At 66.0% G+C, this 25,186-nt stretch carries 15 protein-coding genes; 8 read left to right on the top strand and 7 right to left on the bottom strand.

The window, feature by feature from the left end; translation table 11 throughout:
* Nucleotides 1–17: 17 nt before the first annotated feature.
* Nucleotides 18–806 (bottom strand): SDR family oxidoreductase, encoded by a 789-nt coding sequence (locus F3J15_RS14300; protein WP_166891812.1) that lies wholly within the window; start codon nucleotides 804–806, stop codon nucleotides 18–20.
* A gap of 40 nt (nucleotides 807–846) precedes the next feature.
* Nucleotides 847–2,094 carry a dienelactone hydrolase family protein gene (locus tag F3J15_RS14295; protein ID WP_166891809.1) on the bottom strand — a complete coding sequence of 416 codons (1,248 nt, stop codon included), beginning with the start codon at nucleotides 2,092–2,094 and terminating at the stop codon, nucleotides 847–849.
* A 353-nt stretch (nucleotides 2,095–2,447) separates the two neighbouring features.
* Between F3J15_RS14295 and F3J15_RS14290 the strand changes: the two genes are divergently transcribed.
* A complete protein-coding gene (locus F3J15_RS14290) occupies nucleotides 2,448–3,473 on the top strand; it encodes an AraC family transcriptional regulator (RefSeq protein ID WP_166891806.1) in 1,026 nt (341 codons plus the stop codon).
* Between the two features lie 31 nt (nucleotides 3,474–3,504).
* Here the strand turns inward: F3J15_RS14290 and F3J15_RS14285 are convergent, their stop codons facing one another.
* Nucleotides 3,505–4,461 carry a mannuronate-specific alginate lyase gene (locus tag F3J15_RS14285; RefSeq protein ID WP_166891803.1) on the bottom strand — a complete coding sequence of 319 codons (957 nt, stop codon included), beginning with the start codon at nucleotides 4,459–4,461 and terminating at the stop codon, nucleotides 3,505–3,507.
* Nucleotides 4,462–4,905: 444 nt separating this feature from the next.
* On the opposite strand from F3J15_RS14285, the gene F3J15_RS14280 reads away from it, so the two are divergent.
* Entirely contained in the window at nucleotides 4,906–7,104 is a 2,199-nt protein-coding gene (locus F3J15_RS14280; RefSeq protein ID WP_166891800.1) for a TonB-dependent siderophore receptor, read from the top strand.
* A gap of 21 nt (nucleotides 7,105–7,125) precedes the next feature.
* Here F3J15_RS14280 and F3J15_RS14275 read toward each other — a convergent pair whose 3' ends face one another.
* A complete protein-coding gene (locus tag F3J15_RS14275) occupies nucleotides 7,126–7,932 on the bottom strand; it encodes a response regulator (protein WP_089487116.1) in 807 nt (268 codons plus the stop codon).
* Between the two features lie 1,169 nt (nucleotides 7,933–9,101).
* On the opposite strand from F3J15_RS14275, the gene F3J15_RS14270 reads away from it, so the two are divergent.
* Nucleotides 9,102–13,421 carry a YadA-like family protein gene (locus F3J15_RS14270; RefSeq protein ID WP_240158901.1) on the top strand — a complete coding sequence of 1,440 codons (4,320 nt, stop codon included), beginning with the start codon at nucleotides 9,102–9,104 and terminating at the stop codon, nucleotides 13,419–13,421.
* Nucleotides 13,422–13,843: 422 nt separating this feature from the next.
* Nucleotides 13,844–14,251: a VOC family protein gene (locus tag F3J15_RS14265; protein WP_205190808.1), complete on the top strand. Its 408-nt coding sequence runs from the start codon at nucleotides 13,844–13,846 to the stop codon at nucleotides 14,249–14,251.
* 23 nt (nucleotides 14,252–14,274) lie between these two features.
* Here F3J15_RS14265 and F3J15_RS14260 read toward each other — a convergent pair whose 3' ends face one another.
* Nucleotides 14,275–14,805, bottom strand: coding sequence for a toxin (locus F3J15_RS14260; protein ID WP_166891796.1), 531 nt, complete (start codon nucleotides 14,803–14,805; stop codon nucleotides 14,275–14,277).
* A 214-nt stretch (nucleotides 14,806–15,019) separates the two neighbouring features.
* Nucleotides 15,020–16,114 (bottom strand): hypothetical protein, encoded by a 1,095-nt coding sequence (locus F3J15_RS14255; RefSeq protein WP_166891794.1) that lies wholly within the window; start codon nucleotides 16,112–16,114, stop codon nucleotides 15,020–15,022.
* Between the two features lie 510 nt (nucleotides 16,115–16,624).
* On the opposite strand from F3J15_RS14255, the gene F3J15_RS14250 reads away from it, so the two are divergent.
* A complete protein-coding gene (locus F3J15_RS14250) occupies nucleotides 16,625–17,839 on the top strand; it encodes an MFS transporter (protein WP_240158892.1) in 1,215 nt (404 codons plus the stop codon).
* Nucleotides 17,840–17,861: 22 nt separating this feature from the next.
* Here the strand turns inward: F3J15_RS14250 and F3J15_RS14245 are convergent, their stop codons facing one another.
* Nucleotides 17,862–18,290 carry a hypothetical protein gene (locus F3J15_RS14245; RefSeq protein WP_166891792.1) on the bottom strand — a complete coding sequence of 143 codons (429 nt, stop codon included), beginning with the start codon at nucleotides 18,288–18,290 and terminating at the stop codon, nucleotides 17,862–17,864.
* A 187-nt stretch (nucleotides 18,291–18,477) separates the two neighbouring features.
* Between F3J15_RS14245 and F3J15_RS14240 the strand changes: the two genes are divergently transcribed.
* From F3J15_RS14240 to F3J15_RS14230, 3 genes are all read left to right on the top strand, one after another.
* Nucleotides 18,478–20,175, top strand: coding sequence for a M4 family metallopeptidase (locus tag F3J15_RS14240; RefSeq protein WP_089449513.1), 1,698 nt, complete (start codon nucleotides 18,478–18,480; stop codon nucleotides 20,173–20,175).
* Between the two features lie 511 nt (nucleotides 20,176–20,686).
* A complete protein-coding gene (locus tag F3J15_RS14235; protein ID WP_345891541.1) occupies nucleotides 20,687–22,786 on the top strand; it encodes an EAL domain-containing protein in 2,100 nt (699 codons plus the stop codon).
* Nucleotides 22,787–22,840: 54 nt separating this feature from the next.
* Nucleotides 22,841–25,171: an EAL domain-containing protein gene (locus F3J15_RS14230; protein ID WP_166891788.1), complete on the top strand. Its 2,331-nt coding sequence runs from the start codon at nucleotides 22,841–22,843 to the stop codon at nucleotides 25,169–25,171.
* The last annotated feature ends 15 nt before the right edge of the window (nucleotides 25,172–25,186 follow it).

Raw genomic sequence — 25,186 nt, 5'->3', positions numbered from 1 at the left:
GCGGCGGCGAGGAACGGTCACTCCGCGAGACGCGGAATGGCCGGCACCGCCTGTTCGGGACCCATCGCGGAATAGCCGCCATCCACCGCGTAGTCGGCGCCCGTCACGAAGCTCGCGGCGTCGCTGCACAGGAACGTCACGACCTGCGCGACTTCGGACGGATCGCCGACCCGGCCGAGCAGGTGGAACGGCGCGGCGACGCGATCGGTCTTCGCGCGATCGCCGTGCGTCATCTCGTCCATCACGCGCGACCACGTCCAGCCCGGCGACACCGAGTTGACGCGGATGCGGTCGGGCGCGAGATCCATCGCCATGCTGCGCGTGAGCTGGCGGATCGCCGCCTTGGACGTCGGGTACAGCCAGCGGCCGGTTTGCGCGCACTGGGCCGAGATCGAGCTGAAGTTCACGATCGCGCCGCCGCCGCGCCGGACCATCTGCGGATGCACGGCCTTGGCGAGCATCGCCGCCGACACGACGTTGACGTCCATCGCGGCGAGCCAGTCGTTGCGGGTAGCCTGGATGCCGTTGTCGACGTAGCTGCATGCGAGGTTGACGAGCACGTCGATCGCACCGAACCGCTCGACGATGGCCGCGACCGCATGCTCGATCGCGCGATCGTCGGTGATGTCGAGCGCGACGAACATCGCCCGTTCGCCGAGCGAATCGGCCACGCGCGCGCCGTTCTCCGCATCGAGATCGAGGATCGCGACGCACGCACCGGCGCGGCTCAGGTCCTGAGCGACCGCGGCGCCGATCAGCGTGGCGCCGCCGGTGACGATCGCGACTTTGCCAGCAAGGGCAGTCATGGGGTGTCTCCGGAAATCGTTGGATGAGGGAGGGGCCGCGTCAACGCGCACCCGCCGACGGTTCGCTGTCCTGCCAGCGGCGCATCAGGCCGTTCGACGGCACGGTTTCGTCGAGCAGCTTGCGGGCCGTTTCGACGCCCGCGACCGGCAGGCCGGCGGGATCGAGCAGGCCGATCTGCACGAGCACGCTCGCCTGGTCCCAGTAGATGTGCTCGTGATAGAGCTTGTCGCCGCGAAACTTGACGATCGCGACGAGCGGAATCTCGACGCGCTTGCCGGTCGGCGCGACGCCCGGCAGCATCCAGTCGACCTCGGTGGTGTGCGTGAAGCAGAACAGCAACTCTTCGACGACCTGGCTCGCGCCGATCGTGCGCGAGATCGGCGTGATCGTCGTGTCGGGCGGATTCGCATGCACGAAATGATGCGTGTAGAAGCGCTTGAGCTCGTCGTAGCCGACGCCGCCCGTCAGCGTCGGAATATGGTTGACGTACGGCTCGGCAACCATCGTCGCCATCGTTGCATCGACGTTGCGCGTGTCGAATTCGTGTTTCAGATGCGCTTCCCACAGTGTGGACAGGTCGTAGTGCGGGCCGAGCGCGGCACGGAAGGCGGCGATCGCGCGCTGATGGGCCATGATCGCGGCGGCCTTGTCGAAATGATCGCCGCCAACGCGCGCGAACGCGTGATCGACACCCGGATACACAACCACTTCGACACCGTCGCGCCCGGCCAGCGCGTCGGTAATGCGCCGCTGCGCGTCCGGCGGGCAGAAGCGATCCTGCCCCGCGATCTGCAGCACGAGCCGGCCGTGCAGGTGCGACGCCTCGTCGAGCGCCTGCTCGATGCCCACTCCGTAGTAGCTGACCGCCGCGGCCACGTCCGGCAGCCGGCACGCGGCGAGATACGCGAGCTTGCCGCCGAGGCAGTAGCCGAGCACGCCGGCTTCGCCCGTGCATTCCGGCAACTGCCTGAGCACCCGGAGCGCGGCGCTCACATCCTCGACGCCCTTGTTCTCGTCGTATTCGCGGTAAAGGGCCATCGCGCGTTCGGCGTCGGTGGCTGTGTAACCGAGTTCGATCCCCGGCGCCTGGCGCCAGAACAGGTCGGGCACGAGCACCGTATAGCCTTCCTCCGCGTAGTAGTCGGCCGCTTCCCGCATCGTCGCGTTCGCGCCGAAGATCTCGTGGCACAGCACGATGCCGGGCCCCTTGCCGGCGGCCGGCATGCTCAGGTATGCGCGAAACGTGCCGCCGTCCGGCGACGGAATCTCGATGTGACGTCCTTGCATGTGTCCCTCCATTCCAGTTTTTTGCTGCGACGGGCCCAGTATTGGCGGACGAAATGGGCACTTCTATCCGCTTTCTTCGGCCGGTATCCGCGAATTCCGGAAACTTGAGGAACCGGCCGCCGCGCGTGGGCAGGCGCGCGGCTGACTGCGGGTATGTGCGGATGCGGAAGGCCCGCACAGTTTTCTACGATGCGCGAACGGTCCGCTTCTTGCATCGTTTGCGCGGGACGTGCGTGCTTGGGCGGCCGGACTGTCCGGATACTCCGGGCGCTATCCGGATCGTGCGGCGGATGCCCCCATACCGGGAACGCATGCACGGCGCGAGTGCAATCGGGCATGACGGGAGAACAGCGATGGCGCAATTTTCCGAAACGGGCTGGCTGCCGGATACGGCCTGTTTCAATCACGACAACCTGCTGCTGCAGTCGAACGATGTCGACGAGGTTCGCGCACGCGTCGCCGACGTCTTCAAGCCGCACCGGCTCACGCCGACCGGCGAATCGCGCGCGCTGCACAGCTGCATGCATCACGCGCGCTGGGGCAACCTGTCGTTGAACCTGCTCGATTATGGCGGTGGCGTCAGCATCGAGCCCGGGCCGCTCGAGCACTTCTTCCTGTTGCAGATCCCGCTGCGCGGCGACGCGGAGATCGAGTGCGGATCGGCGCGTTTCGTGTCGTCGCCGGGCACGGCGTCGTTGATCTCGCCGACGCTGCCGCTGAAGATGCGCTGGGGCGATGCGTGTCCGCAAGTCATCGTGCGCATCGAGCGCGAAGTGATGGAGCGCCACGCGCAACGGCATTTCGGCGACGACCGCCGCGCGCCGGTCGAATTCGAGCCGGAATTCAACCTGTCGTCGTCGCAGGGGACGTGTCTGATGCAGATGCTGCCGATCCTCGCCGGCGCGATCGCGACGGAGGCGCATCCGCTGCGTCACCCGCTCGCGTTCGAGCCGCTCGAATCGACGCTGCTCAACCTGCTGCTGCACGGCCACCCGAACAGCGCGCGCAACGGCACGCGGCACCTGCCGGTGGCGCTCGCGCCGTTCTACGTGCGGCGCGTCGAGGACTACATCCGCGCGCATCTCGACGAGCCGCTGACGATCGAACGGCTCGCCGAACTCGCCGGCGTCAGCCCGAGCACGCTGTTCGCCGGCTTCCGCCATCGACACGGCATCACGCCGATGGGCTTCGTGCGGCAGTTGCGGCTGCAACATGTGCGCGAGGAACTGCTGGCCGACGCGTCGCCGGGGCTCGCGTCGGTGACGGACATCGCGCTGAAATGGGGTTTCGCGCACCTCGGACGGTTCGCGATCGAGTACAAGCGGGCGTTCGGCGAGTCGCCGTCGGCGACGCTCAGGATGCGGCGCGGGCGCGCCTAGCGGCTCGCGCGGCAGCCCGCGCGCCGATCCGCTACGGCAGCGGCACGCCCCAGACCGCCGTCACCTCCCCGCCGAGCCGCCATTCGGTGAACGGGCGGCGCGGTGCGATGATCGCCGGCAGGCGCGCGTCGTGAAAGCGCGCGTAGTACGGCTCGACCCAGCTCAGTTCATCGCGGAGCGTCCACGGAAACAGGTCCTGCCTGACCAGCGTGATCGCCGTGAAGCTGGCGGGATTGTCGACCGCATTGATGACGAGGTTCGCCAGGCGGCCGATCGCGCCGTCGTTTTCCCGATAGAGATCGATATGGCGCCGCTGCACGAGTTCCGCCGCGAACACGAGCGGGAGCAGCGCGAACGTATGATAGTGCAGCGCGCGGTTGCCGCGTTTGACTTCCCGTGCAAGCGAACCGTCGGGGCCGATGTCGCGGATGCCTTCGCGAACCCGCAGCAGCCCCGAGTCGACGAGGCTCGCGTTGCCGGTCACGGTACCGATGGCGATCAGGTCGAGTCCGGCCCAGTACACGAGGTTGTTGTGCAGATGGTTGATCGCTTGCGCATCGCGGGTGGCGATCGCGATGCGTTCGAGCCACGGATCGATCACGTCGAACCGCGCGCGGTTCGCGTCGCGCACGTCGCGCGGCATGCGCAGGATCACCATCGCGAAGTCGGTGCCGGCCCACGAACGCTCGTAGTCGCCCTGATAACCGGCGATCCGGCCCATCAGCGCGTCGGCCCGCGCCCAGCTTTCCAGCAGGCTCGTCACGCACGACCAGTCGCCATGGTCCGCCGACGCATTGAGCCGTGAAATGAAATCGCGCATCGGCTTGACCGCGCGCGCATAGCCGGCGTCGTCGTCATAGTAGCCGGGTGGATCGATCGTCGTGACGGCCGCCGGGACGTCACAGGCGCGGGCCGGCGGCACGGCGCAGAAGAGTGCGCTCACCGCGAGCCACGCGGCGAACAGTGGGCGAGCCGACAGGCGGGGCATACGGTCCTCGGTGGTGACGTGACGGCGGCGTGGCAAACACGGAAGCCGAACCCGGGGGCGGGCAACCTCGCGACACCGGACGCGCGTGGCCGCCAAGGCACGACGAACGCCGGTGACGCGCGCGGGCCGTGCAGCCCGCGAACGCTTCCCGTGGCGCACGCAGTCTAGCGTTCCCGTCTTTCATCCGCCTTGCCCGGCGCCAGCCGGCTGGAACGACGCCGGGCCGGCCCCGTCTTCCACGCGCCGGCCGACGACGCATTCTTTTTCGAGACTGCGCCATGTTCCCCCGGTATCATCGCTGCGCTCGCGACCGACGCCATGGGCCAGTGCATGCCGACTCGCGCGCAAACCGCATCGCAAAGAAGACAACACAGGGCGGACGCCGACGGTGCGTCGCGCCGCGATCAGGCCGAATCGGCCACCAGCACGACGGAGCAAGGAACGATGGTAACGGGGAGGGGGACGGGTGCGGCGCGCCGCGCGAGAGCGATCGCTGCCGGGAGCGCGTTGTATGTGGCGGCCGCGGGCGGCGCACACGCGCAGGCATCGGGTGCGGCAGCCACGGCGCCGGCCGGCGCGGCGGCGGCCGTGCTGCCGACGATCGATGTGACCGGGAAGGCCGCCGGCGCGTCGAGCGGGCTCGTCGGGCTGCGCACCACGGCCGGCACGAAGACCGACACGCCGGTGGCCGAGATCCCGCAAACGGTCAATCTCGTGACCGCGCAGCAGATCGAGATGACCGGCGCGACCGATCTGAACCAGGCGCTGCGCTACGTGCCGGGATTTGCGACGTTCGGCGCCGACAGCCGCACCGACTGGTATGCGGCGCTGCGCGGCTTCACGCCGACGCTGTACGTCGATGGCGTGGCCGCGCCGAATACGGCCGTGATCGCGAACTGGCGCGTCGACCCGTACACGATCGACTCGATCGCCGTGCTGCGCGGGCCGACCTCGGTGCTGTACGGCGCGGGCGAGCCCGGCGCGATCGTCGATGCGCACACGAAGCTCGCCGACGGCGAGCGCATCCGCGAAGCCGGCGTGCAGATCGGCAACGACGCGCGCAAGCAAGTCATGCTCGATGTCGGCGATGCGCTCGATCCGGACGGCCGCTATGCGTACCGCTTCGTCGGCGTGGCGCGCGACGGCAACGCGGTCACCGGCCCGAACGGCGACCGGCGCGTTGCGCTGGCGCCGTCGTTCCGGTGGCGGCCGACCGCCGATACGTCACTGACGCTCTCTGCGACGTTCCTGCAGGACAGCAGCGACATTTCGTCGAATTTCCTGCCCGCGTCGGGCACGGTGTTGCCGAACCCGAACGGCCGGCTGTCGCAGGACATCTACATGGGCGCCCCCGGGTTCAACGACTACCGGAAGAAGCAGTGGTCGCTCGGCTACGCGCTGGAGCACCGCGTGAACGCGATCTGGTCGCTGCACCAGGACGTGCGCTGGTCGCACCTGTCGCTCGACGACGCGACGGTGTTCGGCAATGGCTTCGTGCCGCGCAGCACCACCAACATGATGCGTTTCGCGGGGCTGTTCCAGTTCAACTACAGCCGGCTGGACATCGACAACCACGCGCAGGCGCGCTTCGGCACGGGGCCGCTCGAGCATACGCTGCTGCTCGGCGCGCAATTTGACCGGCAGACGACGACCAACAGCGTGTGGCTGGCGCTCGCGCCGTCGCTCAACCTGTATCACCCCGTCTACCGGCCCGTCACGGCCGCGATCTTCTCCGGCCCGACGTCGCTCGGCCACGTCGACCAGTACACGGCGATGAACACGTTCGGTGTGTACGCGCAGGACCAGATCCGCTGGCAGCGCTGGACGCTGACGCTCGGCGGCCGCGAGGATTTCGTCAATGCGCGGTTCGACGACCGGACGGCCGGCACGCAGGCGCGGCAGGACGTCAGTGCGTTCTCCGGGCGCGTCGGGCTCACCTATCAGGGCGACGCCGGGCTGTCGCCGTACGTGAGCTATTCGACGTCGTTCGATCCCGTCATCGGCGTCCGGATGTATGGCGGCGGCTTGCCTGCACCGACGCGGGGCAGGCAGACGGAAGCCGGGCTGCGCTGGCAGCCGCCTGGCAAGAACCTGCTGCTGAGTGCGGCCGTCTACCAGATCGACCAGACCAACGTCGCGACGCCGACACCGGTGAGTCTCGACCCGACCGGCACGACGTCGGTGCAGACCGGCAAGGTGCGCTCGCGCGGGATCGAGTTGAGCGCGGTCGGCAAGGTCACCCGCGAGCTGTCGGTCGTCGCGTCGTATGTGTATCAGGACGTCAAGAACGTGCAGGCGAACGACGCGTCGTTGAACCACTGGCCCGTGGCCGTGCCGCTGCCGCGGCAGATGGCGTCGATGTGGGCCGACTGGACCTGGCGCACGGGCGCGCTGTCGGGCCTCGGGCTCGGCGGCGGCGTGCGCTACCAGAGCGCGTCGGCCGGCGCGCCCGACAACTCGCTGACCGTGCCGAGCGTGACGCTGTATGACCTGGCGCTGCACTACGATATGCCGCACTGGCGATTCGCGCTGAACGTCGCGAACCTGTTCGACCGGCGTTATGTCAGCGGCTGCACGTCGTATACCGTCTGCGTGTTCGGCAACGAGCGGACCGTGCTGGCCAGCGCGAAATACAACTGGTGATCGCGAACGCGCGGAACGGGCCTACGCGTCGCGTTGCGGCTCCCGGCGCGCGGCGCGTTCGCCGGCGTCGCGCTGGCGCCGCCACTCGGTCGGCGTGAGGCCGAAACGTTCGCGGAATGCGGTCGCGAAATTCGCCGGCGTGGAAAAGCCGATTTCCTTCGCAATGCTGGCAATGCTGAGCGACGTCGAATCCAGCAGATCCTGCGCGATCCGCAGCCGCTCGTGCCGCAGATACTCGAACACCGTCTGGCCGAGATTGTCGCGAAACGCACGTGACAGCCGCTTTTCATGCGTGCCGACCGCGCGGGCCAGCTGCTCCACCGTCGGCGGATCGTTCAGCGTCCGTGCCAGGTGGCGGATGGCCGCGCGCACGATGATGTCGTCGTCCTTGCCGGCCACGAACGGGCTTTCCACGTCGACGGGCTGCTCGCGCTTCTCCCGCGCGAGCTGCACGCGAATCCGCGCGAGCACTTCCGCGGGCTCGAACGGCTTCACCACATAGTCGACGCAGCCGATTTCGAACCCCTCGAGGCGTTCGTGCAGGGCGCCGGCCACGGTCAGGAAAATCACCGGAATCGTGGACGTCAGCGGATCGGCGGCAAGCAGCCGGCACGCGGTGAAACCGTCCATGCGCGGCATGCGGACATCCATCAGGATCAGGTCGGGCATGAGCGCCTGCGCGCGCTGGCACGCCTGCAGCCCGTCGGATGCAATGCTGATCCGGCACCCCGTGCCGCGCAGGATGTCGATCAGCAAGCGAAGCTGGTCGGGCTGATCGTCGACGATCAGGATATGGGCGTCGCCCAATGCGGAGATCGATGGATGCATCGTGCACCTGTTCTGGAATGGCTGCTGGCTGCGTTCCTGCGGGTGGCCGGCCCGGTTCGGATCAATCGTCGGAAGCTGCTCGATGGCGACGTACAAGCGCATCGATATTCGGATTTCGCCCCACGACACGACGGACAACCGGTCGGCGTAATGCCCGGCATGGCCGGTTTTGATCACTGATTCGGTAAAGGCGCGGAGCGTTGCCGTCGTCGCGCGCTGAAAAGTGCGCGCCCGCCGGTCTCGATGCGAGCCGAATTGTAGGGGCATATTTCAATTCTTGCCAGACACATTGACTCTATCTGCTTCATACCGCTTTTCGGATGCTTCATCGTGTATTTTGATTCGAGTTTGCCGTGCGGAACGCTGATGCCTGTCCATTTCCGCCATTTTCTTTTGCACCGCCACATGCAGTCGCGCAGTTCCGCGGTTTTTTTTGAAAAACTTTTTGAGGAATTTTCCTTTAATCCGCCTCAGCAAAGATTCTGTCCGCTCGACAAAACATCCCAATTAATTCTGGTGGAGAGAAATCGTTTGCGAGATACGCGATTTTATCGCAACTCATTGAATATATTGAATTTTACAATCTATAAAGAATGTCGGCTTCAATAATTTTAAATCGTGTCTCATAATTCGTCCGGTCTTGAATGCAGGGTCGCACCGAGCAGCGCAAGACACGGCGGATTGTGACGGACGTTGTGCGATTCGGGTCCGAGGCATCAATTGATGTGAATCCGGGCGCAGGTCCGTTGCGCGCAAGCGCAAATCCGGTTGCCGTGGATGAAATAAAAGAAGCGGGGTTGGTCGCGGTCAGCGCGGCATCAAATCAGGGGTGTCCATAACGGCGGGTTGAATCTCCGGATTCAGTCGCTGGGCGAATTCGCCCATATAAAACGATATGCATTCCTAATGCACTGAATGAATTAACGGAACGGGCCGTCACACGAACGGCGTGCCCGCGCTTTCGAACGTCCCGTCGCCACGGGCGGACGATGCGTGTCGCCTGCGGCACGCTCGATCTGGGCACGGGAATCGGGTTCCGCACTGAAGTCGTAATCGCAATCGCAGCTGAAGTCTTCAACAGAAAGTAAGTAGTCCGTATTCAAACCAAACGCTACAAAACGGAGCAGAAGACCATGAAGAGGAAGCAGATTTCGGCGCTTGCCGCCGCCATGTTCACGGGTGCAGGTGTCCTGATCTCGGGCGCCGCGCATGCGGACAATTTCGTCGACCGCGGCAACCCGGACAACGCACTGACCGGTCAGTGCATCGACGGGACGAACCCGCTGTGCGTCGCGACCAAGAGCGGGAGTTACGTGGCAGTGAGCACGGCAAACGTCAAGATGGGCACGAATGCCAAGGCAGGCACCAGCGGGATCGCGATCGGCGACCAGTCGAATGCAAGCAGCAATGGCGGCACCAGCAGCGGCGGCGCGATCGCGGTCGGCGTCGGCGCGCAGGCGCTGGCGAACTCTGCCACGGCCATCGGCACGGTAGCCGTCGCGCAAGGCAACACGGCGCTCGCCATCGGCCGCCAGTCGGCCGCGGTCGGCGATTTCTCGATGGCGCTCGGCAACGTCGCCGATGCGCACGGCACGAGCTCGATCGCGCTGGGCCACTCGGCGCTAGCCAGCGGCGATCGCTCGGTTGCGATCGGCGGCGCCAACCCGACGTCGAGCGACGGCGTGTCGGCCGGCGCGTCGTACGACGCGGCCACCCAGACGCGCGCCGGCGGCACGCAATCCGTGGCGATCGGCGCAGGCGCGCAGACGAACGACAACAACCAGGTGGCGATCGGTTCGGGCAGCACCGGTGCGAACAATGGCGGCACACCGGTGTTCGGCGGCACGGCCGCGCCGGTTGGCGGCGCGGTGTCGTTCGGCGCAATCGGCAAGGAGCGCCAGCTCAAGAACGTCGCGGCAGGCGCGGCCGATACGGACGCCGTCAACGTCCAGCAGCTGAAGAACGTGAACGGCACGCTCAGCACGAGCATCGCCACGGTCGACGCGCGCGTGACGTCGGTCGGCAATTCGCTGTCGACCACGATCTCGAATGTCGACCAGCGCGTGACCAGCGTAGGCAACAGCCTCAGCACCAGCATCGTGACGGCGACGCAAAACGTCGTGAAATACACGGACGATTCGCATGCGGCGATTGCGCTCGACGGCAGCAATGGCACGACGATCAGCGGCGTCGCGGCGGGTGTCGCCGACACCGATGCGGTCAACGTCGGCCAGCTGAAGGGCAGCGTCGCGCCGCTGCAGACGTCCATCTCGACGGCGGCGTCGAACATCACGAACCTGCAAACCAGCGTAACCGGCATCAACACGTCGCTGAGCACGGCGACCACCAATATCAGCAACCTGCAGGCAGCCGATGCACGCAACGTGAAGTATGACGGGCAGAGCGGCTTCGATTCGGTGACGTTCGCCGGCACGAACGGCACGACGCTGCACAACGTCGCAGCCGGTGTCGCGAATACGGACGCAGTCAACGTCGGTCAGCTGAACGGCGGCCTGTCGTCGCTCAGCACGAGCGTGACGAACAACCTCAGCACGACGCTCGGCAACCTGAGCACGTCGATCAACAACCAGATCGGCAACGCGACGAAGAACGCGGTGCAGTACGACGATGACGCGCACAGCGGCGTGACGCTCGGCGGCAAGGGCGCGCAGTCGCCGGTCGGCCTGCACAACGTGGCGGACGGTATTGCCGCGAGCGACGCCGTGAACGTCGGCCAGCTCGGCAAGGCCACCGACACGCTGAACCAGTCGATTACGAATGTCGGTAACAGCGTGACGACGCTCGGCAACCAGGTGACCACGAATACGGGTAACATCGCGGCGCTCCAGCAGGACGCGCTGCTGTGGAACGCGAATCTCGGCGCGTACGATGCGAGCCACGGCGGCAACGGCCCGCAACGCATCGGCAACGTCGCGGCCGGTGTCGCCAACACCGACGCGGTCAACGTTGGCCAGCTGACGGGCAGCATCGCGCCGCTGCAATCGTCCATCTCGACGGCAGCGTCGAACATCACGAACCTTCAGGGCAACGTCACCAACATCAATGCGTCGCTGAGCACGGCCACCACCAGTATCGGCAACCTGCAGGCAGCCGACGCACGCAACGTGAAGTACGACGGTCAGAGCGGCTTCGACTCGGTGACGTTCGCCGGCACGAACGGCACGACGCTGCACAACGTCGCGGCCGGTGTCGCGAACACCGATGCAGTGAACGTCGGGCAACTGAACGGCGGCCTGTCGTCGCTCAGCACGAGCATGACGAACAACCTCAGCACGACGCTCGGCAACCTGAGCACGTCGATCAACAACCAGATCGGCAACGCGACGAAGAACGCGGTGCAGTACGACGATGATGCGCACAGCGGCGTGACGCTCGGCGGCAAGGGCGCGCAGTCGCCGGTCGGCCTGCACAACGTGGCGGACGGCATTGCCGCGAGTGACGCCGTGAACGTCGGCCAGCTCGGCAAGGCCACCGACACGCTGAATCAGTCGATCACGACCGTCAGCAACAACGTGACGACGCTCGGCAACCAGGTGACGACGAATACGGGCAACATCGCCGCGCTCCAGCAGGACGCACTCCAGTGGAACGCGACCCTCGGCACCTACGACGCGAGCCACGGCGGCAACGGTCCGCAACGCATCGGCAACGTCGCGGCCGGCAAGAACGGAACGGACGCGGTCAACGTCGACCAGTTGAACGCGGCGATTCAGGACGGCACGAGCCAGCTCGATGCGCTCGCGGTGAAGTACGACGACGCGAGCAAGAAGCAGGTTTCGCTCGGCGCGGGTAACGGCGGGAGCCCGGTGCGCCTGACCAACGTCGCGGAAGGCAACGTCGCGGCCGGCAGCACGGATGCGGTGAACGGCGCGCAACTGCGCCGCGCGACCGACGGCACGGCAGCCGCGCTGGGCGGCGGTGCAACGGCGAATCCGGATGGCTCGATCAGCGCGCCGGCCTATAAAGTCGGCGGCGGTTCGTTCAACAACGTCGGCGACGCGCTCACGAACCTCGACGGCCGTGTCGGCAGCAACACGACGACGCTCGAGAATCACGAAACGCGCATCGGCAACGCCGAAACGAACATCGCCGGCAACACGGCCGCGATCGCCGGGCTGCAGCAGGACGCGCTCCAGTTCGACCCGAAGGCCGGCGCCTACAACGCGGCGCGCGGCGGCGCACCGACGAAGCTGACGAACGTGGCCGACGGCAACATCGCCGCGGGCAGCACGGACGCGGTGAACGGCGGCCAGTTGTCGGGCGTGAAGTCGTCGCTCGAACAGCAGATCACGCAGGTGTCCAACCAGGCGGGCGAGGCCGTGAAGAACGTCGTCAAGTACGATGTCGACACGAACGGCAACCGGCTGAATTCGGTATCGCTGATCGGCGGCGACACGAATGCGGCCGTCGTGCTGAAGAACGTCGCCGCGGGCACCGACGATACGGACGCAGTGAACGTGAAGCAGCTGAAGGGCGTGCAGTCGAGTCTCAACCAGCTCGGCGCGCTTGCGGTGCAGTACGACGACAGTTCGAAGAGCTCGATCACCCTCGGCGGCGCCGGCGGCACGCGCATCACCAACGTGCAGGCCGGGACGCTCAGCGCAACCAGCACGGACGCGGTGAACGGCTCGCAGCTCTACGCGACCAACCAGCAGGTCGCGAAGAACACGACCGACATCACGAACCTGCAGGGGAACGTGACCAACATCGCGAACGGCAAGGCCGGCGTCGTGCAGCAGCAGGATCCGAACGGCGCGATCACGGTTGGGAAGGACACCGGCGGGTCCAGCGTGAACTTCTCCGGCACGTCGGGCGACCGCGTGCTGACCGGTGTCGCGGCGGGCGTGAAGGACAACGACGCGGTCAACATGGGCCAGTTCAACAATGCGTTGAAGAACGTGGCGGCCAACGACCAGATCCGTGCGCTGGCAACCGATGCGAACGCCACGTGGATCGCGCGTGCCGATGCGGGTTCGATCGGGTCGACGGCAACCGCAACCGGCAAGAATGCGGTGGCGGTCGGCCAGGGCTCCGTCGCCGATCGCGACAATTCGTTCTCGGTCGGCGCGAAGGGCAGCGAGCGCCAGGTCACGAACGTCGCGGCCGGCACGGCGCCGACCGACGCGGTGAACGTGCAGCAGCTGAACGACAACCTGTCGGCCGCGTCGAATCAGGCGAAGGGCTATACCGACCAGCGCATCGGCCAGGTGTACAACTCGTTCAACGACCTGAAGAAGGACATGTACGGCGGTGTGGCATCGGCAATGGCCGTGGCAGGCCTGCCGCAACCGACGGGCGCGGGCCGCTCGATGGTCTCGGCGGCGACGTCGAACTATCACGGCCAGCAGGGTTTCGCCGCCGGGTACTCGTACGTGACGGAAAGCAACCGCTGGGTCGTCAAGGCGTCGGTGACGGGCAACGCGCGTTCGGACTTCGGCGCGGTCGTGGGCGCGGGTTACCAGTTCTGACGTCGTCCGCACAGCATCGATTGACCGGTGGTGTCGGGCAGCGGTTGTGATGTCCGGCACTGGCGGGAAATCCGTGGCCCGGGGTGGGTTTGCCACCCTCGGGCCATCGATGCTTGATGCGTCACGCAGCGCGACAGGGCTGCGCCGAGCGCGTCCGGCAGTCCATGCAGCTTGCCTTGCGCCCGGGTCTCACGCGGCAAGCACAGCGAACGAGGGTGTTCGGGCCCATCCCGGCCGAATGCGAATAGCGCGATCCACGGCGATCGCAACGGCGCCCCGGCCCACGGTTTCACGCGGGTTCGCGGGCTGTCCGGACGTGCGACTCATGCGAATTGCCGAATGTGAGCGCCGGCTCGTATTCTGAATGCGTCGGGCGGAACGGCATGGGGCCTCCGCCGATCCACGCATGACAGGGACTCGCAATGACTGCCATTACGCAAACCATGAAGCTCAACCACCTGAGCTTTCCGTCGGCCGACACACGGGCGACGGCCCGATTCTTCGAGCGGCACCTCGGTTTCACGATCGCGGGAAGCTGGGAACAATCCTGGATCCTCAAGCGCCCGGGCTTCGACGTGGTGATCGATCACGTCAGCGACGACGTGCCGGCATGGCCGACGAATTTCCACGTCGGGTTCGAACTGCCGAGCCTCGATGACGTTCGCACGTTGTTCGAGCGCTTTACGGAAGAGGGCGTCGAGATGGTGACGGAGGTCTTCAACAACGGGCGCGGTTCGCGTTTCTTCTGCCGCGCACCGGGCGGCGTGATGTTCGAACTGAACACGCGCGCGGATGCCGCGCCGGAATATCAAGGCACGTTCGACAACTGACGCAGGTGAGCGTCGCGCCGCGCTCAACTGCCGGCGCGGGTCAGCCTGTCGATGACCGCGCGGGTGTGCGAAGGCCGCGTAATTTCCGTCCAGTGCAGATGCGCGAATGTCGGGTCGTCCCGCAGGGCGGCGAACTTGATGCGATTCCTCGCGAACGTGGTGTACGACCACAGCAGCACCGACTCCCGGGAAAACGCCATCCGCAGCGATTCGCGGTTGCCGTGCGAAAGCTCGGTGCGCATGAGCCCGCGGCTCAACGTGCGCCAGAGCACCCGGGAGAATACCGTCCGGCGCCCGAAGTTGAGCCAGACCACGTGCGTGGCTCTCGACCAGAGCACGTCGCGCACGGCGCTGTAGTTCCCGTCGGCGACCCAGCGGTCGCCGGCGGTCGCGGCCAGCACGGCGTTCTCGAACTGTGCCGGCGGCACGGCTGTCCAGTCGGGGCCCCAGTAGAGTCGATCCAGCTCGATGTATGGGCAGCCGGCTGCTGCCGCCAGTGCGCTGGCAAAAGTGGATTTCCCCGCTCCGCTGGTTCCAACGACGACGACGCGCATGGGATTGACCACGGTTGAATTTTGAAGCCGCGTATTGTGCCTCATGCAGGAAGCAGCCCCTCGAATGCCGCGGTTCATCGTTGAATATTCGCGATGCCCAGGCTTGCTCCGCCAACCCATCTGCATTGGAGGGGCAGCCTGGTCAACGCCGAATCAGCCTGACGGGCTGTTGCTCGGACCCGTCACACGCAGGCTGAAGACGGAACCCTTCCGGTCACTTCTTGAGCGACACCACCATGTTCTGCGTGTTGCCGACGCGAACGTACTCGAAGCGGAGTTGCTGGTCGTTCGACTGCGGTACTCCGTCGATGGCGACTACCTGCTTGTGCAGCATCGCCGACTGGTCGAACGCGCTGCCGGCGCCGTAGAAGGTGAACTTGCCCGTCGCCTTGGACTCAGGTGTCGACTGGAAGTTGAACAACCCCTGGGGATACGTCTTGTTGCCCAGGAAATCGAAAGGTTTTCCGCCGGAATACGTCTCGAATTCCACGTTGGCGTTGTGCGAGATGGAAAACGTTGCCGTCGACGCACTGTCGTAAAACTCGACCGCGTCAGTAACGAACTTCGCATTTGCATCGTCCTGAGCCCAGACCCGCACGCTTTTGCGCAACGTAATCTGCTTGCTCGTCATCGCGCTCTTCGCTCGCTTTCCGAACGCGAGACGCGATTCGGCGATCTCCATCTTGCCGCCCGTCGATTCCATGTGCAGCGAGTAATCGTTGCCCGGAACCCGGGGCAGCGCCGCCGGCAGAACGGCATACTCGCTGAATGTCAGCACGATCTCTTCGGCACGGACATTCACCGCGGACTGGCCCTGGACACGCAGCTTCTTGGTGCTGGCGTACAACCGGCAGGAGATGTCATAGCGGCTGGCGCCGGCCAGTTCCAGATCGAGGAGAAGGTCGATATACATGCCGAGCAACGGCGGGACCAGGCCGCCCGCATTCACCGTATCGAAACGGCTGGCCTCGAACGCGGCGTCGACGATCCTGAAGTTGACGAACGGGTGACCGATGAGCTTGTGCGGATACGGGCCCATCGTGAAATCGACGCCGCGCGCATCGCCGGAGATTCCGCGCATCACGAGGGCACCGCTACGAAGATCGATTTCAACGGGCAGGATGTCGTTGTCGAAACTTCCGCCCCATACCGACGACTGCCGGGACAGCAGCGTCAACGTTCCGGCGGGAGCGATCATCGAGAAGGATTTGCCGGCTTCCTTGTCAAAGGAAGGGGCGCTCACCTCATTCGTACCCGCCGTGCTGTATGTCTGGTTTTCATTGGGCTTCCAGATGAAGATGTCTGGCATGATGCTCTCCTGATTCATTCGAACGGTACGCACGGGAGCGTTGAATTCTTCCCCGTCAGTCTCGAGGTTGATCGAACGACGCCTGGCGCTTGATTGGCTCTGTTCGACCCGCCTGAAGTCAGGCGCATGGCGAAAGAGTGACGCCAATATAGGACCGGTTTTTTCCAGAATCGATTACACGTGATTACGCGGCGCGGCGTGCCGGCAGCGCCTGTATCGGGGGCGAGCAGATGTGTCCGGGCCGGGTAGTCTCGCCGTCCCGCAATGGCCATTTGAATGTGACATCGACGTCGGCTGTTCGCTGCCTGCGCCTTTGTACGACCAACCACAACAATCCTGCCGCACACCGCGGCGGCCAACCCCGACAAGATCAAGAGAGAGAGAAACGATGGCGACCGAACCCGGGTTGCGGGACAGCATGCATGTGCGTAGCACCCGCGACGGCAACCCGTCATGTGTGCACGGATGGGTAATGGCCAGGCCCGCGTCTCGAGCGAATCGGGGGCTGGCATGAGCGACAAACCCGTTCTTGCCGCCGGCGCGCCGTGTGAACCTGCCGCGTCGACTGCGCCCCTGATGGCGCTCGCATGCCTGGTCGTATTCATGGTGCAAATGGCGACGACGGTCTACCTGCCGTCGCTGCCTGTCGTCATGCGCGAATTGACGATGACGCAAGCCGGCGCCGAATTCTCCATTTCCGCGTATGTGATCGGCGCGGCATTGCCGGTACCGTTCTGGGGCGCCGCCGCGGAACGCTGGGGCAGGCGTGGCCCGCTGCTGATCTCGCTGCTGCTGTTCGTCGCCAGCAGCCTGCTGCTCGCCATCTGCACGGTCGCACCGGCGCTGCTCGCGTTGCGCGCCCTCCAGGGCATCGGGGGCGGCGGCGCGGCGATCATCGCCAGAATCATCGTCCGCGACAACTGGCGCGGCGACGAACTGGCGCGACGGCTGTCGGTGTTGTCGATCGCCTTCATCACCGCACTGGGCGGCGGCCAGTTCGTCGGCGGGCTGATCGGCCGATACAGTCATTGGCAAACGGGTTTCGTGCTGATGGCCGTCATCGCCGCGCTGGCGATCGCCCTGTCGGTTGCGTTGCCGTTGAAGGCGGGAAGTCGCACCGCGGTCACGTCGAGCATGGCCGGCACTTATCGGATCCTGCTGCGGCGCCCGGGCTTCCTTTGGCCGGCTTGCGCGGGCGGGTTGGGGTTCGCGACGACCGTGACCTTGCAGGAAGTGAGTCCGTTCGTGTTCCAGGAACATTTCGGGCTGGCCGTGACGAGCTTCGGCGGTATCGGCCTGTTGCTCGGTGTCGCCTATTTCAGCGGCGCGATGCTGGTCAATCGCCTCGTGAAGCGGCTCGGCGGCGTGCGGCTCATGCATGCCGGCGCCGCGCTGGTTGCGCTGGCAACCACGTTGATGCTGGCGTCGTGGCTGGGCGGCCTGCTGGCCCATTTCACCGGCCTATGGATCTTCATCGCGCTGTATTGCCTCGCGATTTTCGGCCAGGCGGTGCTGTTTCCGAACAGCATGGCGACCGCCGTCAGCGATGCGCACGAACATGGCGCGCATGCGATGGCCTTGTGCGGCTTCCTGCAGCAAGGATTGGCGGGCATCGCGGCGACGGCCGCGGTGCTGCAGCACCATGGCGGCACGTGGACGCTCGCTGTGTTCGTGCTGGGCGCGCTGACGTGGCTGGTGGTGCGGTTCAAGGTGAGGGCCGGCTAGGCAGCGGACGTCGACGGAGGGTTCATCGACCACCTGCGTCTCCGCTGGAAACAACCGCGTGCGCAACCGCTGGCTGAGCGTGAGCCTTCCGACGCAAGAGAAAGTGTGACATGCACATGCGATAGATTGCGCCGCGCTGCTCAAGCGAAGGATTCGTAGAAAGCATTATCTCGTGCGTCGCCCGGAAGGCTTTCACTACGAATTCAACGGGATCGCCTTCAAAAGCGAGAATCGAAGGACCATTAAAAATTTCATTGGCGCGCCGGCAATGGCAACAATCAAAATAAATATTTAATAAAGCAACTAGTGTCTGGCGCATTACCCGCGGCTTCACCTCATCCGTCCTCCTCGATCCGCGCCATGTGCGGCCTTTCCCAGACAGCACCAGGCTTTCGGGCACATTCCACCGATGCAGCCTTGTCGATCCCGTCATCGCGGCCGACGAGATCATTTCAAATTTCTCACCAAACCATGACTCGATTAACATCGATGACAGAAAAATTTAAACTGTTAGAAAATATCTTGTAATTATAAAGATGACCTTCTAGCATCCCTCTGCGGTTCGTGACATGTCTTACATCAAAGTCTGTACTTGATGCATTCCTCGAACATCACCCACTTATAAGCCGGGGGATTACATGAAGAAACTGTCTCGTCTGCTGTCCATCTCCGCGATTACCGTCGCGAGTCTCAGTGCTTTTGCCCAGGCCGGCGACCAGTCGGCTACGGTCGACAAGGCACTGCAACTGATCCAGCAGAACCCTTCCGCCTTCAGTCTCGCAGCCGGCGGCGCAGCACGCACGTTGAAGTTCGCAGGGCCGCAGGCGAGCGCGCCGGCGGACGGCGATCAGTTCCAGGTGCGCGACGTGATCGTCGACCCCGACGGCACCGAGCACGTGCGTTTTGACCGCTTCTACGCGGGCCTGCCCGTGATCGGCGGCGACGTGGTCGTGCATTCGAGCAAAGGGCAGTTGAAGCAGGCGAGCGTGACCCAGCTCGCGCCGATCAATCTCGCCGGCACGATCGGCAAGGTGGGCGACCGCGCGGTCGTACGCAACGCACCCGACATCGGCGCCGCCCGAGTCAAGCGCATCGCAGCCGCGCGTTTCAACTCGGACGTGCGCCGCGTCGATGATGCGGAACTCGTCGTGTTCGCACGCGACGTCACGCCGACGCTGGCCTACGCGGTGCGCGTCTACGGCAAGGCGACCGATGTGCATGGCGACGCGGTGCTGTACTACGTCGATGCGCGCACCGGCACCGTGCTCGACGCACAGGACCTGATCAAGACGGCCGCCGCGACCGGCACCGGCCGTTCGTTGTACTACGGCAACCTGACGCTCACCACGGACCAGACGGGCACGAACGCGTACCGGATGCTCGATCCGAGCCGCGGCTCAGGCTCGGTTTACGACGGCCGCGGGCTGACCTCGGACGACGTCGAGCGGGCGACCGACCTGCCGATCTTCACGAGCAGCACGAACGTGTGGGGCAACAATACGACCACCGACCGGCAGACCGTCGCCGCCGACATCGACTATGGTCTCGCGCTGACTTGGGACTACTACAAGACGACGCACAACCGCAACGGCATCTTCAATGACGGCCGCGGCGTGAAGAGCTATGCACACGTGGTGTTCAACACGGGCAGCGGCACGACCGGCGCGAATGCGGCATGGCTCGATTCGCACGTGATGGTGTATGGAGACGGCCAACCCGGCACCAGCCTGCCGAAACCCGTCGTGTCGGTCGATGTCGCCGGACACGAGATGAGTCACGGCGTGACCGAGGCCACGGCCAACCTGAACTACTCGGGCGACGCGGGCGGCCTGAACGAGTCGACGTCCGACATTTTCGGCACGCTCGTGAAGTACTACGCCAACAACCCGAACGATCCCGGCAACTACGTGATCGGTGCGCGCGTGGTGAGCGGCGGCCTGCGCAAGATGTACAAGCAGGATCTCGACGGCCGGTCGTTCAGCTGTTACCCGTCCGGCGGATTCTCGTGGTCGAATCCGCGTCACGATCCGCATTTCACGTCGGGCGTCGGCAACCGCCTGTTCTACCTGCTCGCGGAAGGCCCGACGGTGCCGTCGACCGATACCGGCCTGACGAAGGCGCAGCTGGTCTGCAACGGCGACACGACCTTCAGCGGCGTGGGTCGCGAGAAGGCCGGCAAGATCTGGTACCGGACGCTGACCGTGTATCTGAACGCGAACTCCAGCTACCCGAACGCGCGTCGTGCATCGATCCAGGCGGCGAACGACCTGTATGGCGCGAACTCGGCCGAAAGCGCAGCGGTCGCTCGCGCGTGGAGTGCGGTCGGGGTGAATTGATGGCGCCTGTGTGACTGCGTTGAATGCCCGAAGATCGCGTGGTTGATGCTTCGTTTCGGAGAAGGGCGAGCCGGTCGAAGCCACGCGATGCCCGGGCGAACAAAGGGCAGAGGTTGATCGACCGCCTGCGATTGCAGGCGGTCGATTTTTTGAAGTCCGGCTTTCATTACACCCGCCGCCTATCCCGCTGATCTCGCCTCGACTCGCCTCCTGTCGCGCTATTCACCTGACGGAGAACCTCAGCGAATTCCCGCCGCATTTCTCGTTGCCTTCGTCTCGCGTTAGACCGGCCAGCCCTCGTCCGAACCTCCGCTTCCCCATCCCGCCCCGTTCCGGCACTTTTTCCCAAAAAAATATCTGCTGGGCAATCGTTTGCGCCCGGCCGCGCGGCGTTCAGTTTATTTATCACATGCCGATATCTCGAAGGCGCGCCTGATCGAAGCGGCATTGTCCCGCCGCGTCGATCGGGAATGGCATCGGCCCATGCGACGGATAGGGGAAGAAAGGTTTGGTGACAGTTTTCGGGTGCATCGTTCATCGGCACAATCACTGGCTGGTGTTGCTTGCCGCACTGTTGTGCGGAGGCGGCTCGTGGGTCACCGCGCGCCTGTTCCAGCGCACGGTGAACACCTCCGGCACGCAGCGGCTCGGCTGGCAGGTGCTGACGGCCATTTCGGCCGGCGTGGCGATCTGGTGCACGCACTTCATCGCGATGCTCGGCTTCGACGCCGGCGCGCCCGTGCACTTCAACCTGCCGCTCACGCTCGTGTCGCTGTTCATCGCGGTCGGCGGCAGTACGATCGGCTTCGCGCTGACGACCTGTCGCATCGTCAAGATCGCGCCCGCGCTCGGCGGCGCGATCGTCGGCGTGGCGATCGTGCTGATGCACTACACCGGCATGCTCGCGTGGCGGGTCGAGGGGATCGTGTCGTGGGACGTCGGCTACCTGATCGCGTCGGTGGTCCTGGCGATGACGCTCGCCGCGCTCGCGCTGCATCTGGCGATGCGGCCGTCGGCGCACGCCGTCAACCAGATGGCCGGCGTGCTGTCGCTCGCGATCCTTGCCTTGCATTTCACCGGGATGTCCGCGCTGCGCATCACGCCGCTGATGCTCGACGGCAACTGGACCGACGTGGGCGAGCTGCGTCCGCTGGCGCTGGCGGTCGCGGGCACGTCGCTCGTGATCGTCTGCACGGGGCTCGTGAGCTACGTGATCGACAGCAACGTACGGGCCGAATCGCTCGAACACCTGCGCCGGCTGGCGCTGAGCGACATGCTGACCGGCCTGCCCAACCGGGCCAGCTTCAACGAGCGGCTCGACCTCGAAATCGCGCTTGCGCAAGAACAGCGCACGAAGCTCGCGCTGATCGGCATCGACCTGAACCGCTTCAAGGAAATCAACGATCTGCGCGGCCACCATGCCGGCGACGAGGTGCTGCGCATCCTCGCGCGCCGCATGACGAACCTGCTGCGCGAAGGCGAGTTCGTCGCCCGCATCGGCGGCGATGAATTCGCGGCGCTCTGCCGGATGGATGACGACACGCGCCTGATGGATCTGCTCGAACGGCTCGAGCCGGCGCTCTACAAGCCGGTCAGGCTGGACGACTACGAGGTCGTGCCGGGCGCGAGCTTCGGCGTCGCCATCTACCCGGACGACGCCGCCACCAAGGCCGTCCTCATCAACAACGCGGACCTCGCGATGTACCGCGCCAAGGGCAGCATCGCGCAATCGATCTGCTTCTACGAGCCGGCGATGGACCTGATCGTCCGCGCGCGCCGCAGCCTCGCGGCCGACCTGCGCCGCGCGGTGGCCGACAACCAGTTGAGCATCCACTACCAGGTGCAGACGTCGCTCGCGACCGGCGAGATCCGCGGCTACGAGGCGCTGCTGCGCTGGCAGCACGCGACGCTCGGCATGATTCCGCCCGCCGAGTTCATTCCGCTTGCCGAGGAAAACGGCGTGATCCTGGATATCGGCGCATGGGTGCTGCGCGAGGCCTGCGCGCGGGCGGCCACGTGGGAGCCGCCCTACGCGGTCGCGGTGAACGTATCGGCCCTGCAGTTCATGCACGCGGACCTGACGGCGCTCGTGGCGGACGTGCTCGAAGAAACCCGCCTGCCGGCGTCGCGCCTGCAGCTGGAGCTGACCGAATCGACGATCTTCGCCGGCCGCGAGCGCGCGCTGGACACGCTGCGGCAGATCAAGGCGCTGGGCGTGAGCATCGCGCTCGACGATTTCGGTACCGGCTATTCGTCGCTCGACACGCTGCGCTCGTTCCCGTTCGACCGCATCAAGCTCGACCAGTCGTTCGTCGCGGACGCGGAAGCGAAACCGCAGGATCGCGCGATCATCCGCGCCGTGCTCGCGCTCGGCAAGAGCCTGGGCATTCCGATCCTGGCCGAAGGTATCGAGACGCACGACCAGCTTGCGCTGCTGGCCGACGAAGGCTGCGACGAAGCGCAGGGCTTCCTGCTCGGCAGGCCCGCCCCCCTCAACGAGATCGTCGGCAGCGGGCAGATTGCGCTGACCGGCGGCAACCGCGTCCGCACGGCGGTTCCTGCGTCCGAATCGGCCGTCGAGGCCGATCTCGACCCGGGCCCGCGCGGGTAACCCCTCGACGCCGGACACGGCAGCCCGTCCCCGGGTTGCCGCCGGCACGCTCACATGAAAATCCTCTACGCACGGATGGCAAGACTGGCAAGCATCGCGGCGCCGGCCCGGAACCCGGACCTGCTCGCGGCGCAATACCGGGTATTCGCCGGCCAGATCCCGGTGTCGTACCTGATCCTCATCTCGAGCACCTGGAGCCTCGCCGTCACGCACCTCGGCAGCACGCCGTGGTGGCTGTCGGTCGCGATGCCGGTCGCGATGACGCTCGCGGCGCTCGCGCGGCTGCTGCACTGGCACCGCACCCGGCTGCTGGAGCCGACGCCGGACACCGTGATGCGCGCGCTCACGGTCACGAACTGGCTGGTGATCCCGGTCGCGGTGACGTTCACCACCTGGGCGCTGCTGCTGTTCCCGTACGGCGATGCGTGGCAAAAGGCCCAGGTCGCGTTCTACATGGCGATCACGGTGATCGGCTGCGTCTTCAGCCTGATGTACCTGCGTACGGCCGCGCTGAGCGTGGCCTTGATCGTCAACGTCGCGTTCATCGCGTTCTTCCTCTCGACGCGCCAGCCGACACTCGTCGCCACCGCGGTCAACATGGCCTTCGTGTCGGCGGCGCTGATCGCCGTCATCTCCGTCAACTACCGGGGCTTCCTGCGCACCGTCGATGCGCAGGCCGAATCGCGTCTGCGCGAGCAGGCGCAGACGCGGCTGATGCGGATGATCGACGACATGCCGGTGGCCGTGATGACGGCCGACCCCGAGACGTTCCGCATCAACTACCTGAACGCGACGTCGCGCAACCTGCTGCGCTCGATCGAGCACCTGCTGCCGATCCGCGCGGACGACGCGCTCGGCGCGTCGATCGACTTCTTCCATCCGCACCCGCAGCACCAGCGCCGCCTGCTCGCCGATCCGGCGAACCTGCCGCATCGCGCCCGCATTCCGCTCGGGCCGGAAGTGCTCGACTTCCAGGTCTCGGCCGTGCGCGATGCCCAGGGGCGCTACATCGGCCCGATGCTGTCGTGGTCGATCGTCACGCAGCAGGCCGAGGCGGAGGCGCGCATTCACCAGCTCGCGCATCACGACTCGCTCACCGGCCTGCCGAACCGCGCAACCTTCCTGGCCGAATTCGACGCGAGCCTGCGCCGCTCGGACAAGGTGATCGCGCTGCTCTTCATCGACCTCGACGGCTTCAAGCTGATCAACGACGCGTGCGGGCATTCGGCCGGCGACGCGGTGCTGCGCCAGGTCGCGGAACGCCTGCGCGGGCAGTGTCCCGAGCCGGGGATGATGCTCGGGCGCATCGGCGGCGACGAATTCGCGGTGCTGCTGCGCGACACCGACGCGGACGGCGCGATGGGCGCGGCCGCGCGGCTCGTCGACACGCTCGTCGCGCCCTATGCGCCGTCGCCCGACCGGCCGTTCCGCATCGGTGCGTCGATCGGCTGCGTGCTGGCGCCGCATCACGGCAACGACGCCGGCGCGCTGCTGTCACGCGCGGATATGGCGCTCTATGCGGCCAAGAAAGCCGGGAAGGGCACCTACCGGATGTTCTCGCCGGACATGGAAACGAGCGCGCAGGAGCGGGTCGCGCTCGAATCGAAGCTGCGCGTCGCGCTGGACGAGAACCAGGGGCTGTACGTGTTCTACCAGCCGATCGTCGATGTCCTCACCCGCCAGATCACGACGCGCGAGGCGCTGCTGCGCTGGCATCACCCGCGCGCCGGCTGGATTTCGCCGGGCCACTTCATTCCGGTGGCCGAGCGCGGCGGCCTGATCGACCGGCTCGGCCGCTTCGTGCTCGAGCAGGCCTGCCGGGAGGCGGCGCGCTGGCCCGACGGCGCACGCGTCGCCGTCAACGTGTCGGCGGGGCAGCTCGGCCACGGCACGATCGCGCCGACCTTCGCGGCGGCGCTGGCCGGCGCGGGCCTCGCACCCGACCGGCTGGAAATCGAGGTGACGGAAACCGCGCTGCTGCACGACGAGGGCAAGGCCATCGCGGACCTGCGCGCGCTGCGTTCGATGGGCGTGCGCGTCGCCCTCGACGACTTCGGCACCGGCTTCTCGTCGCTCGCGCACCTGCGTGCGTTCCCGTTCGACAAGATCAAGATCGACGGCAGCTTCGTGCGCGATGCGGTCACGCGTCCGGACTGCGCGGCCGTCGTGCGCACGGTGGCCGATCTGGGCAAGCGTCTCGGCGTGACGACCGTTGCGGAAGGCGTCGAGACGGAGGAGCAGCTGGCGTGCATCACGGATGCGGGCTGCCGCGAGGTGCAGGGCTTCCTGATCGGCAAGCCCGCGCCGGGCGAGCAGGATGCGCCGGCCATCCGCTGGATCGAGCGGGCCGCGCTGGCGGCGCAGGCCACGGCCAGGCAGGCGTGAGCGGCGGCGAGGCGG

The sequence above is a fragment of the Burkholderia sp. Ap-955 genome (genome assembly GCF_011753045.1).
In the GTDB taxonomy this organism is placed as follows: Bacteria; Pseudomonadota; Gammaproteobacteria; order Burkholderiales; family Burkholderiaceae; genus Burkholderia; species Burkholderia lata_D.
The sequence above is the reverse complement of the archived record's forward strand: the minus strand, read 5'-3'. Positions and strand labels throughout refer to the sequence as shown.